At 66.8% G+C, this 12,616-nt stretch carries 5 protein-coding genes; 3 read left to right on the forward strand and 2 right to left on the reverse strand.

The genetic code is table 11. From position 1 onward, the window contains the following. Positions 1-9 precede the first annotated feature (9 nt). Positions 10-7,614, forward strand: a complete 7,605-nt coding sequence (locus IGS61_RS01290) for a glycosyl hydrolase family 18 protein (RefSeq protein ID WP_230537667.1) — start codon at positions 10-12, stop codon at positions 7,612-7,614. Between the two features lie 187 nt (positions 7,615-7,801). Then, positions 7,802-9,277, forward strand: a complete 1,476-nt coding sequence (locus IGS61_RS01295) for a class A beta-lactamase-related serine hydrolase (protein ID WP_230537668.1) — start codon at positions 7,802-7,804, stop codon at positions 9,275-9,277. Here the strand turns inward: IGS61_RS01295 and IGS61_RS01300 are convergent. Continuing rightward, a complete protein-coding gene (locus IGS61_RS01300; protein ID WP_230537669.1) occupies positions 9,274-9,849 on the reverse strand; it encodes a type 1 glutamine amidotransferase family protein in 576 nt (191 codons plus the stop codon). The two genes, IGS61_RS01295 and IGS61_RS01300, sit on opposite strands and share 4 nt — an antisense overlap. A gap of 210 nt (positions 9,850-10,059) precedes the next feature. On the opposite strand from IGS61_RS01300, the gene IGS61_RS01305 reads away from it, so the two are divergent. Then, positions 10,060-11,706 (forward strand): phosphoethanolamine transferase, encoded by a 1,647-nt coding sequence (locus IGS61_RS01305; protein ID WP_230537670.1) that lies wholly within the window; start codon positions 10,060-10,062, stop codon positions 11,704-11,706. 78 nt (positions 11,707-11,784) lie between these two features. Here IGS61_RS01305 and IGS61_RS01310 read toward each other — a convergent pair whose 3' ends face one another. Beyond that, complete coding sequence (locus IGS61_RS01310; RefSeq protein ID WP_230537671.1) at positions 11,785-12,558, reverse strand: ferredoxin--NADP reductase; 774 nt, start codon at positions 12,556-12,558, stop codon at positions 11,785-11,787. Between the last annotated feature and the right edge of the window lie 58 nt (positions 12,559-12,616).

The raw sequence follows: 12,616 nt of genomic DNA on the forward strand, positions 1-12,616 counted from the left end.
GGAGCCGAGATGAAAAAGTCTACCGCGGAAGTCGGATTGAAATGGCAGTTCCACAAGCGCAACGGTGTCGACACGATCGTGTTGCTGAACGCCAGCCAGCAGGAACTCTACATTTCCAGCCTGGAAATCACCCTGAATATCGCCATCGGCACGCTCGTGGGCGGAAACAGCCTCGATGCCATCATGGCGGCGAAAAAGATAGAAGAGAAGGACTGGCCGGCGAAGAAGCAAGAGTTTTTCCTGGAGGAAATGAACAAGCACGAAGGTCCGTTGGACAAGCGGGCCATCGCCGCCACGGACGTGTTCTTTGCGCCATGGGGCGCGCTGGCCTCGTCGGAAGAGCATCCGGCGGAATATTCGCGCGCGGTGAGCTACAAGGGCGGCGACTATGTGGCCGTGGTCAGTGTCGGCACGGAAGCAGCGGGCCGCATGGACCCGGGCGGCATGCCGGAATATGTCTACCAGGTCCGCTATCTGCGCAAGCCGGCCGTGATCCCGGCCAACCTGGGCCGCGACCTGTCATATGTCAGCAGTTTCAAATACCTGGTCTGCCGCTCCTCGATCGATGGCCTGACCCGCCTGCCATCGATCCGCGTCCAGCTTGACGGTAGCAGCGACTGGCTGGAAGTGCCGCTCGACCTGCTGCAAGCGAGCATGGGCGACAAGCGCAGCCGCGTGATCGACCAGTCCTGCCGCGGCCTCGTCTCGGCCGCCGCTTTCTCGCGCCGCTCGCTCGGCTATTACGCGAACTATTTCGGCTATCAGCGCGACGTCTTCATCCGCGACGTGCCGTTCCAGAACATCAACGAGCTGTCATACGGCATGTTCACGATCAACCTGGACGGCACCCCGGCCAGTTCCGATCCCTGGGGCGACGACTGGCAGCTGTCGTCGCTGCAGTTCATGAAACAGCTCAATCCCGACCTGAAAGTGCACCTGATCGTCGGCGGCTGGCCCAAGGTGGTGGAATTCGACGTGGGCGACTGCGTCACCCTGCGCGAGATGCAGGAGTCGGCGGCGCGCGATGTGCCGCTCAACGACGGTGTCACGATCAGCCTGTACCGCGTCAAGGAGGGCGAGGACGGGAGCGAAATGTACTACCGCCTGTGGCAGCCGCTGACGGTGAACGGCAGCGTGCTGCAACCCAGCGCGACAGCCACGCGCTTTGCCTGGGGCAAGGGCTTCTTGACGCAGTATCTGAGCGGGTACTGGGGGAATGTCGCCCTGGTGCTTGGCAGCGCGATTGTCGGCAACGGCAGGCGCCAGGACTATCCGGCGGAATACAGCGTGCGTATCCAGCTTGCGCTTGCGGCCGCCTTGCAGCAAAAAATCCAGCCGTCGGCAGAGCTGTTCAGCATGGTCGGTACCGACCCGGCCAAGGCCCGGCGCTTTGCCGAGGCGATGGTGCAAAGCGTGGTGCTGCTGGGCTTTGACGGCATCGAGATCGACTGGGAGTATCCGGGCAAGGAAGACGGCGCCGCGTACGTGCGCATCCTCGAGGCGCTGCGCGCCGCCGAAGCCAACCCCGGCTTGAACCCCGAGCGCCGCAAGATTTACCTGGGCATCGCCTCGCCGGCCGCGGCGGCCAAGATCCGTCTGATCGACAGCGGGACATTGCCGTCCGGCACAGACACCTACTGGCGCCCCATCGGACGGCTGGTCGACACCATCCACATGATGACCTACGACTACGGCGGGCCATGGCTGAAATATTCCGATTTCAACGCGCCCATGCTGCCCGCTTCGGAAGCGGGCGCGGGCGAACAGCCGAGCGGCGTGCGCGAGACGCTCACCACCATGCTCGGCTATGCCGACCGCCTGTGCTTCACGCGCCAGCAGCTGTCGCTGGGCCTGCCCATCTACGGGCGCGGCGTGAAAGTGGTGCCGGAAGCGGGCGGCCAGCGCGATCCCGGCGCGCGCCTGGGCATCAATTGCCGCACGGATGGCCCCGCCGAAGGGCAGTTCGCCGACCAGCCCGGCACCTATCTGTACAGCCATATCGCCAGCCAGATGAAGCTGGGCAGCCGCTCCGACAAGTTTCCCAATTACGTGGCGCCCGGCCTGCATCCGAAGGCGAGGGCGCCGTATCTGTACGTGCCGGCGCGCGATGGCCAGCCGGCCATTTCCGTGACGTATGACGATCCCGCGTCGATACGCGAGAAGATCCGCTATGCCAAGACGGAATCGCTGGGCGGCGTCATGGCCTGGGACTTGTCCGGCGACTTGCCGGCCAGCGACCCGCGCTCGCTGCTGCGCGCCATCGGCGACGAACTGCGCCAGGAACGCCCGCCCGCGCAGCCTGAGCTGCGGGAATTGCCCGATTTCAGCCTGTACCGGCGCGCGGCCAAAGAAGGCACGGCGCTGCCGGCCCGGCCCCTGTGGAACGTGGGGCGCGACTATGGCGCCTCGCTGGAAAGCCGCGACATGGCGGTGAGCGCCGGGGTGCTGGCGATGGCGGCCTTGCCGGGAGGACGCCTGGCGCTGGCCCTGGCGGACGGCGCCGTGCAGATCATGGCGCCCAACCGTGCCGTCGCGCCGTGGGAGTGGGAAACCAGGTCCGCCTGGCATCTGGCCGCGCCCGCGGTCTCGCTGCTGGCCTTGCCATCGGGGCGCCTGCTCGTGCTGCAGCAAAATGGCGACCTGGCACGCATCGACGTACAAGACAGCAAGACGCCCGTCCTGCGCCTCGCTGCCGGGCTGGCGCCGCGGGCCGGGAGCTTGCTGGCTGGCTGGGGCGAGCAGGCGCTGCTCTTCGACGGCACGGTGCTGCGCACGGTCGCGGTCACTGCGGCACCCGGGCAGGAATGGCAGGTGTCGCCGCCCATGCCGCTGGCGGCCAACGCGCTCGTCGCGCTGCCGGGCGGCTTGCTGCTGAGCGGCGGCACGCGCAGCGATGAAATGCCTTCGGTGGCCGTGTGGAAGATCGAGGGCGGCAAGCTGGCATTGCAGGCGGCCGTGCCCCGTTCCAAGCCGGAAGACTGGGGCGCCATCGCCTTCCTGAGCGTCTTGTCCGACGGCGCCGTGGCGGCCCTGACGGCGTACGGCAATTATCAGGCCTATGGCCCGGCTGCGCTGCAGCCGGAGCGGCCGCAGCCCGCCGCGTGGAGCGCGCTCAGCGACGGCGAGCAGGTTGGGCGCGCGCTGCTGCCGCTGCCGCAGGGCGGCTTTCTCAGCATCAGCGACGGCGCCTACATGTTCTGGGGCCGGCGCGGCGATGGTTATGTGATGCTGCAGAGACTGAGCGGTAGCCGTTCGGCCGACGCGGCTGCCGTGCTGGACAACGGCGACGTGGTGATCGCCAGGGGGGCCGAATTGCGCTACCTGGCGGCACGCAGCTGGCCGCGCGCGCAAGCTTGTCTCCAGCCCAGCTGGAATTGGCGCGACGGGGACGACGGCCGTTCCTGGCTGCATCATCTGGCGGCCGCCGGCAACCAGGCCGGCATGGCGCAAGCCCTGGCGGAAGGCGCGCCGCCCGACCTGCAGGCCACCGATGCGGCCAGCGGCGCCCAGGAAAGCGTGGCCGAAACGGCCTTGCGCGCGCAGCGCTGCGCCATCGTGCCCCAGCTGACGGCCGCCGGCGCCCCTTTGTGGAGCGGCGGCAACGCCGAACGCACGAGCGCCTTGCTGAACGAGCCCGTGCTGGCCGCCTTGCTGCCGCCGGAACTGCTGGCCAGCACGCCTTACCTGCTGCCCGACCTGCCGCTGGCGGGCGCGCCGATCGCGGCCGCGACGGCGGCCTTCCTGAGCGATAATCCGCGCCTCGCCACCCTGATCGCCACGGCGCTGGCGCCGGTGTTGCCGGAAACGGCGCGGCAAGTGCAGCACCTGGTGCAGGATTACGCCATCGACGCTGCCTTGCTGGCGGCCGCGCGCGGGGAAGGCGATACCTGCCTGATGCACGTGCTGGTGCCGGACGGCGCCCGGGCCGATGATTGCAAGCAGGCCGAGGGCGTGGGCGAGGATTTGCGTCAGGTGCTGGCGCAGCTGCTGGGCCAGCGCCATGCCGACCCGGACGCCTTCATCGCCGCCATCGATGCCGTCTGGACGGCGCCGGACAAGGCGCGGCCTTGGCGCCGCCAGGAGTGCCGCCAGCTGGTGGCCGCCGCCGCGCGTCCCAAGCGTCCGGACGCCTACCGCCTCGTCAGCGAACCGGCCGTCTGCGACCTGGCGCTGCTGCATTACGCCGCGCTGGTGGAGCTGGGCTGGCCGGCGCCCGCTGGCGCGCCGCAGGAACCCCTGTCCCGGCGCGCCCCGGCCCACTACCGCATGCTGATGCAGGCCGGACGCGACGCCCTGACGCCGAACGGCTGGGATGATCCCGTGCTGCGCCCCGGGCTGGCCGTGCAGGGCTTGCCCAACGAGGTGACGGCCCTGCTGGACATGGCGCCGTGGATGGCCGCGCCCATGGGGGCCGCGGCCGATGCCCTGGTCAGCGGCATGGGCGTGGTCGTGCGCGACTATCACCAGCAGGAGCTGGACGCCCGCCGGCTGGTCGCGTCCGACCTGGCGGCGGTGCAGGATCCGTACACGGCACTGGGGGAATTTTCCGGCGGCGCGGCCATGGCCGGCCTGGCCATGCAGCAATTGCTGCTGTGGTCGTGCACGACGCCGCAGGGCGCCGCCCTGGCCTTGCCCGCCGCCGCAGCCTTGCTGGCCCTGCGCGCGCCTGCACCCTGGATACCGCAAGGCGATGTGAATGCGTATGCGCAACAGTGGTTCAGCTGGGCGGAAGATCCGCCCTATCTGGCGCAGGACCCGACGGCGCTGCCGGAGCAGACGGACGCCGTCACGCCGCTGCCGGCGCGCAGCAGCAATGCCCCCGTGCGCCGCGTGCTCGCGTCGGCCGGGGCGGCGGCCGTGCCGCCCGCGCCCGACGTCGACGAAGAAGCCAGCCGCAGGCGGCGCCTGGAACAGAGCGTGCGCGCCACGCAGATGAAATTCATGGTGCAGACGTGGCAAAACAATATGCTGGTCGACAGCAAGCTGCAGGCGCAGGAAGACGAGCGCCTGCTGAAAAGCCCGTACACGGCGCGCATCGACGAGCTGACCCGCAATGCGGCGCAGGCCGATGCGACCCTGAGCAATACCCGCGCGCGCCGCGAGCTGGTCCGGGACCTGGAAAACAAGCCGTTCGGCATGTCGGCGGCCGAGCTGCGCAAGGCGGGTATCGACGTCAAGTTGCCAGCGGGCATGCGCGACGATCAGCTGTTGCCCGACGACCTGTATGACGACGCTCTCGAGCACGAGCATGCGCGGCTCGACGGCGTGGAAAAGGACGCGCTCGCGGCGCGCAGCAAGGCGATCGGCGAAGTCGACGGCCTGCGCCGCAAGCGCGACATGGACCCGCAGCGCCTGCGCCAGCTCGAGCAGCAGGCCAAGCTCAAGGGACAGCTGGAGGCGGCCCAGCGCAAGCTCAGCAAGATGCAGGATTACGCGCTGCTGGCCGACAGCATCGCCCACTATGGCGCCTCGGCACTCGACTGGCTGCACGACAAGGGCGTGATCTCGGGCAAGTTTGCGGAAGTGGCCAAGACCATACTGACGTGGGCCAACCGCATCGTGCAGATCGGCATCGCCGTGGCCACCATCGCCTATGGCTGGAAACAGATGCGCGCCATGCAGGGGCTCGGGTCGATCGGCAAGGGCGGCGGCATCTCGATGATGTTTTCCATCGGCATGGCCGCGTTCAATATCGTGCAGTGCGCCATCTTCGGCCCGCCGCCCGACCCGATGGAGGAAATGTACAAGGCCTTGAGCAAGCAGATCGAAGAGGTGGGCAAGGCCTTGCAGGAAAGCCTGGCCGCCATGTCGCAGCAACTGGCGTCGATGCAGGCCGGCATCTACAACCGCCTGGACGGCATCGAGGACAAGATCGACGGCCTGGGGCGCGAACTGGGGCGCCAGATGGCGGAACTGTCGGCGCAGATGGACGAAGGCTTTGCCGCCGGCCGCGCCGAGACGCGGCAAGCCACGGCGCAGGTGCTGCTGGCCATGCAGCGGGGCTTCGACAGCGTCGAGCGCCGTTTCGACCTGATCGAGGACAGGCTGGGCAGCGACTTGCATTATCTGCAAGAAATGATGACCGTCAGCCTGATGGATGACTATGCGACGATGGATATCGCCATCGCCAACGCCGAAACGGAAAGCTTGCACGGGGCGACGGCGGCGGCGGCCGACGGCCCGCGCCTGGCCGACGACCCCGCGCGCCTGGCCGACTACCGCAACCGCCTGGTGAACGGCGTGCGCAACAAGCTGCTGGGCCTGCCGCGCCGGAAGCTGGAAGACACGCTCGACAGCAGCTGGCTGCAAACCTGGCCGCTGCCGGCGGGCGTGGCGTCGCGCCAGGCCGGGCAGGTGAGCATCAACCGCATCGGCGACTGCCATGATTTTTATGTGCGCCGCAGTACGGGGGCCGAGGAAGCCAGCCAGCGCGTGTATTTTTCTGCCGCCTATGGCAAGACGCTGGCCAGCCGGCTGTTATGGGTCTCCGAACACCTGATGCAGTTTTCCGACCATCCGCAGGGCATGATTGCCGACCTGGACGAGCTGATCGTGGCGCCGTCGGAAACGCTGCAGGGCTTTCTCAGCGATTTTGCCGACAATCAACCGTTCCTCGACGGCTTGCTCGACGACTATGTGCAGGCATTGGCGAGCCTGGCGGCGCGCTGCCGCGCCATCATTCCCGTGCAGGGCAGCCAGGATTGGCGCCTGCCGCCAGGCCGGCTGGGTGATGCCGCCTTGCTGCATGGCTTGATGTTCGACGCCGTGCCCGTGCTCGACCTGGCCGAACTGGAAGTGGATAGTGTTGCGGCAACGCAACTGGCCGAGCGCGCCAGCCACCTGGGCAGCATGTCGCGCTTCCTGACCAGCCCCAGCCTGGGCTGGCGCGCCGTCAAGCTGCAGCGCGTGCTGGCCGTGGCCCACGCCCTGCGCGTGGCCGACCTGTCGCTGGCCAGCGACGAGGGGCAAGTCACGCTGTGGGTGGCCTTCCGCGGCGCGCGCCAGCCGGTGGCGCAGCTGCGCCTGGTGGCGGGACAGGTGGTCGACAGCCAGTTGTTGATCATCGGTAATAGCCTGCTGGTGCAGATACAGCGCGCGGTGCAGCCCGTGCAGCAGCGCTGGATCGCGCAGTACAACGGCCGCATCGCGGCCGATGCGAAGGCGGAACTGGCGGCGCTCGACGGCAGCGTGGCGCGCCTGATCCAGTTCATGGCGCTGGCGGGCCTGGCCGAGACGGCCATGTCGGAAACGCTGAGCCTGATCTGGACGTCGGGCCGCCTGGGCGCCTATCTGGCCAGCCAGACGAGCCTGGCGAGCAGCGCGCAAGGCAACCAGTTCAGTCCGCCCGTAGCGGCCATGCTGCAAGCGGGCCAGGCCAGTGCCGAGACGGCGCGCGCGCGCCTGCGCGCCACCCTGGCGGCGCGTGCCGGCCGCGAAGCCGACGATGTGGGGCGCGATCCCCTGGTCGACCGGCTGCGCCAGGAAACGCATGCCTTGCTGGAACGCGCGCTGGCGCACCGCGCCATGCTGCAGCGCAGCGTGCTGCCGCCACTGCTGGGAGCGCTGGATCCCGAACCGGCGCCCAGGCTGCAGGGGGAGGGAGCGTTGACGTAGACAGGCTGGCGTATCCCCGTCTATACATTTATTTGCAATAGTGCTATTTTGCAATAGTGGCCCGTCAGGGCCGCCATGCGCCGCATGTCCGGCTTGGCCGGATATGCGGCGCTTTGTCGTCCGGGCCGCGCCAGCGCGGCAGGCCCGCTTGCCCAGCATGCTCCAGATTACGAGAGAGAGCCGTCCAATGCGTGTCCATTTTTCATCCGCCGCCCTGGCCCTGGCGCTCGCCACGGCGTTTCCGCCAGCCGCCACGGGCGCCAGCGCCTTGCCCGCCGCGCAGCAGCAAAGCCAGGTCCAGCGCGATATCGCCGCCTTTGTGCGCAGCGAAATGCGGGAGCGCCAGATTCCAGGGCTGCAACTGGCCGTGATCCAGGGCGGCAAGGTCGTGCTGACGCGCAATTTCGGCCTGGCCAGCCTGCAGTACCAGGTGCCCGTGACGGATGCCAGCCTGTTTTCCATCAATTCGGCAACGAAAGCGTTTGCGGGCGTGGCCGTGATGCAACTGGTGCAGGAGGGTAAGATCGACCTGGCGGCGCCCATCGGCCAGTACCTGACGGGGTTGCCCGTAGCCTGGCAAGCCGTGACGGTGACGCAATTGCTCAACCATAGCTCGGGCTTGCCCGACGTGCTGGACCAGCGCAGCGGCAAGCTGGTGGGGCCGCAGCCGGACGACGCCGCTGCGGCGTGGACGGCCGTGCAGGCGCTGCCCGTGGAAGCGCCGCCAGGCCAGCGCTACCGCTACAACCAGACCAATTATGTGTTGCTGGCGCAATTGATCGAGCAGCAGGGCGGCCAGCCCTTTACCACTTTCATCCAGCACCGGCAGTTCGACGTGGCCGGCATGCGGCACAGCGGCTTCGGCGACGCGAAGGACGTGGTCGTGGGCAAGGCCAGTTCCTACGTGCTGGAGCGGGGCGGCAACGGTTACCGCAACGTGATCGAAGATTTCCCCGTGTTCATGCGCGCCGGGGCCGGCATCAACAGCAATGCGGGCGAACTGGCCAACTGGCTGATCGCGCTGCAGTCGGGGCGCTTGCTGGCGCCCGCCAGCGTGGAAAGGCTGTGGCAGCCGACCAGCCTGAACGACGGCAAGCCGGCGCCGTGGGCGCTGGGCTGGCCCAGCATCGGCCGCGCTGCGCACCGCGCCGTGGCCGGCATCGGCGGCGGCCGCTCGGCCTTTTATGTGTATCCGGACGATGGCCTGGCCATCATTATCCTCAGCAACCTGGCCGGCGGCCAGCCGGAACAGCTGATCGACACCGTCGCCGGCTTTTATGTTCCCGCCCTGCGCCAGCAGCGGGGCGGCGCGTATGCCGCGCATTTGTTGCGCAACAAGGCGGCCAGTACCGGCTTTGACGGGCTGGAACAGAAACTGGCGGCCATCCGGCGCCAGCATGGATTGCCTGAACCCGCCGAAGACGACCTGAATGCCTGGGGCTACCGCCTGCTGGGCCGGCAGCAGCCGAAACAGGCGCTCGCCGTCTTCCAGCTGGGCGTGCGGCTGTACCCGCAAGGGGCGAATGGCCACGACAGCCTGGCCGAAGCGTACGAGGCCGATGGCGCCACGGCGCCGGCCATCGCGCATTACCGGCGTTCGCTGGAGCTGGACCCGGGCAACGCCCACGCCGTGGCGCGCCTGCGCGTGCTGGCCCCCGACTAGCGTTCCGCCTGGCCGTGCTCGGACCCGTGCATGGCCAGGTAGGCCGTCAGGTTGTCGTCGTGAATGCCAAGGCTGCGCAGCACTTCGCGCGTAAAACTGACGGGCGCCGTGCCCGGTGCCGTGACGATGCGCTGGTCGGCCACGGCCCACGGCACGTCCTGGTACAGGGCCGCGCCCGCATAGCCCGTTTGCAGCAGGTTGTCCGCACTGTTGGATGTGTGGCGCACGGTGTCGAGCACGCCCGCCTGCGCCAGCACGCGCGTGCCGTCGCAAATGCCGGCCAGCACCACGCCCTTGTCGCGGGCGGCGCGCAGCAGAGGGCCCAGGTCGGGCGCCTTGCCGCTTTGCCAATGGCTGCCGCCGCACACCATCAGCAAATCGAGTTCATCGAGATTGACCTCTTCCAGCGCCAGTTGCGGCGTGACCAGCATGCCGCCGGACGAAGTGACGGGCAAGCCGCCGGGCGTGGCGAACTGCGTATAGAAGCCGTAGTACAGGCGCGCCGTGGAATTGAGCAGGGCGGTTTCCCAATCGGCAAAGTTTTCGGTCAGTATGGTAATGGCACGTGTCATGAAAAGTCCTGTCGCAGGTGGAGATATCGATATGAATACAGTAATACAGGCTGGCTGGCCAGCTGGTGCCGAAAGCATAATAAAAAGCACTGACAATTTCTGTCAGGAGCACGCATGAAATGATTGCACAAGTTGCAAGGGACTACGCTACAATCGCTGGCCCGTCCGCGCGGGCTTGTCCCTGTCCCATGTTCACTCTCTGACGCCTCCATGCTGATTCTGTTTTGCCGTGTCCTGTTAAGCATTGCTGGCCTGCTGCTTTTCTTCCTCTTCGATCAATTGAGCGCGAATGAATGCCTGAAATTGAGCGCCTTGCTGGCGGCATTCCTGCTGGGCGTGGGCGGCGTGCTGCAGGCGTGGCGCGGCAATGCCGGCGCCGGCGCGATCAACGTGCTGGTGCGCGTCGTCGTGCCCGTGTTTTACCTGGACGCCGCCGTAAAAGGCTTCTTGCGCGGCTATTTTGGCATGCGCCCGAACCCGAATGCGGTTTTGCAGGCCATGTTTGCGACAGATCAAGCCGAAACGGGCGAGTTTTTCCTGCACAACGGCGCCGCCCTGGCGCAAGCGGCCGCCTGGTTTGTGCTCGTGACGGCGGCCGTGCTGCTGGGCGACCGCTATCTGCAGCGCTGGCAGGCGGCGCGCGGGCATGCTGCTCCAGGCTGGCCGCAAAAAGGGTTTGCCGTCTTCATGGCCGTCTTTCTCGTGTCCTTGCACGTCAATACCACCATGCGGCGCGAAAATCCGGCCCTTTTCTGGCCGCTGCGCTACCAGCAGTACAGCGCGCAGCTGGACGCCATGAAATCGATGCAGCATGCGCTGACGGCGGCCATGGCCGCACCGCGCGACTGGCATGTGCGCTATGCGGGCGAGGATGCCCGCACCGTCATCCTTGTGATCGGCGAGAGCACCAACCGCGCCTCGATGTCGCTGTATGGCTACCCGCGCGCCACCACGCCCCAGCTCGACGCCATGCGGGCTAAGCTGCTGGTTTTTAACGATGTGATTTCGCCCGCGTCCAGCACGGTGGAATCGATGATGACCATGCTCACGCCGGCCGATATCGGCAACCCCGATGCGTGGATGGCCAAGCCGAATCTGCTGATGCTGGCCGAGGCGGCCGGCTACAAGACGTTCTGGGTGTCGAACCAGACGCGCAACGATGGCTGGATCGGGTTGCTGGCGGGCCAGGCCGATGAAAGCGATTTCATCAATTACGGCACTGGCCGCGGCGAAAACAATTTTGACGGCAACCTGTTCCAGCCGTTTGCCCATGCGCTGCGCGACGCGGCGCCGAAAAAGCTCATCGTCGTGCACTTGCTGGGCGCGCATCCCAGCTATGACATGCGCTACCCGAGCCGCTTCGCGCATTTCGACCGGGCGCACGACGCCGTCAGCGCGCAGATGGCCAGCCAGGGCAGGTCCAGCTGGATACGCAACCAGCGCGACGAGTACGACAACGCCATCCGCTACGGCGATTACGTGCTGGGCACCCTGATCGGCATGGCCGACAAAGCCAAGGCCGGGCGCGCCGCCTCGCTGCTGTTCGTTTCCGACCACGGGCAGGAAGTGGGCTACAGCCGCAATCACGCGGGCCATTCCGCCTCGGACAAGAGCGGCTATGAAATTCCCATGTTGATCTGGAACAACCAGCAAACGCCGCAGTCGGCGGCCGCGCGCGCCGCGCTGGAAAGCCGGCCCTACCAGACGGACAAGCTCGACGCGACCGTGCTGGGCTTGCTGAAGATCGAGACGCGCTATTATGCGGCGCAGGACGATATCCTCAGCAGCGCCTTTAGGCCCGTGCAGCGCTTCATGAATGGCTTGCAGTACCAGCGCGGGGCAGCGCTGGCCCGTTGAGCCGGCAATGAAAAGGCCCGGCGCCGCCGCAGGAAGCGGCGGGGCCGGGCCCCTGGTGTGTTGCGGATGACTAGCCGATTACTTCTCGGCGAATGCGCGCTCGACCACGAAGTCGCCAGGCGTCGAGGTATTGCCTTCCTTGAAGCCACGCGCTTCCAGCATTTCTTTCAGGTCGCGCAGCATGTCCGAGCTGCCGCAGATCATCACGCGGTCTTCGGCAGGATTGAGTTCCGGCACGCCCAGGTCCTTGGCCAGCTTGCCGTTCTCGATCAGTTCCGTGATGCGGCCCATGTTGCGGAAGTCTTCGCGCGTCACGGTCGGGTAGTAGCGCAGCTTGTCGCTGACCATTTCGCCCAGGAATTCATGCTTGGGCAGGTGCTCTTCCAGCAAGTCGTGGTAAGCCAGCTCGTCGACCTGGCGCACGCCGTGCACGAGGATCAATTCGTCGAAGCGCTCGTAGATGTCCGGATCGCGCACGATGCTGAGGAAAGGCGCCAGGCCCGTGCCCGTCGACAGCATGTACAGGCGCTTGCCCGGCAGCAGGTAGTCGGATACCAGGGTGCCCGTCGGCTTGCGGCCGACGATGACGGTGTCGCCCACTTGCAAGTGCTGCAAACGCGACGTCAATGGGCCGCCCGGCACCTTGATGCTGAAGAATTCCAGGTGGTCTTCATAATTGGCGCTGGCGATACTATAGGCACGCAGCAATGGCTTGCCATCGACGCGCAGGCCGATCATGGTGAAATGGCCATTCGAGAAACGCAGCGACGGGTCGCGCGTGGTGGTAAAGGAGAACAGGGTATCCGTCCAGTGGTGCACGCTTAAAACGCGCTCTTCATTCATCGAACTCATAGTATTTGTTGGCTGGTCAAAAAAATGGTTAGTTGCTGGCAACTGCTGGCAAAAGTGA

Source organism: Janthinobacterium sp. FW305-129, assembly GCF_020858115.1.
In the GTDB taxonomy this organism is placed as follows: Bacteria; Pseudomonadota; Gammaproteobacteria; order Burkholderiales; family Burkholderiaceae_D; genus Janthinobacterium.